Source organism: Akkermansia sp. N21169 (genome assembly GCF_029854675.1).
Classification (GTDB): domain Bacteria; phylum Verrucomicrobiota; class Verrucomicrobiia; order Verrucomicrobiales; family Akkermansiaceae; genus Akkermansia.
Window position 1 is genome coordinate 1 of the sequence record NZ_JARWNC010000013.1, and the last position, 765, is coordinate 765.

Below are 765 nucleotides of genomic sequence, written 5' to 3' on the forward strand. Positions count from 1 at the left end.
TGTCATTACATCCTCAAGGAAACGCGTGACGGACTCGGCCGTTCATCGGGCTACAAGCTCACCCGCGACCCCTCGGCCGGTTTCGACGACGTGGACACCTTGCTTGACGTCTACCGGACCTACCGGGCGGACGGCCGTCTGGGAACGGCGGGGGTGCGGCTGGGAGAAGGCACGCGGACCTATACCTACAGCTACCTGTCGGGAAGCAACCTGCTCTCGAGCGTATCGCTGCCTTTCGGACTGGAGTGCCGGTATAGCTACGAAACCCGTCGCAACCTGTTGACGGGGATTACCCATAGAACGACGTCGGGAACCGAGCTGGTCTCCCGGACGCAAAGCTACGACGCCGTAGGACGCCCCGTGGAACGCACGCAGTGGCGCGCCGGGGAAGAAACGCGGTGTGACAGCTTCGGCTACAATGCCCGCAGTGAACTGACGCAGGCAAGTCTTGGCAGCCTGGGAAGTTATGGCTACGACTACGACAACAACGGGAACCGCTGTACCTCCACGGATGCCTCCGGTACGACAAATTACCAGCCGAATAGGCTGGACCAGTACACGAGCATCGAACGTCCGGACAAGAGCATGGTGACACCCGAATACGATAACGTAGGCAACCAGCTCAAGGTGGTGACGGAAACAGGGGAATGGTCGCTTGTCTGGAACGCGGAACGCCGTCCCGTGACATGGACGAGCGCCGATGGGAAAACCGTGGTCACCAGTGCTTACGATTCCATGGGGCGCCGCTGCCGCCGCCAGGTGCGT

The 765-nt window shown here is 61.3% G+C and carries 1 pseudogene; it reads left to right on the forward strand.

What is annotated here, in order from left to right:
* Positions 1-765, forward strand: a pseudogene (locus QET40_RS00255) (sugar-binding protein); the annotation flags it as partial.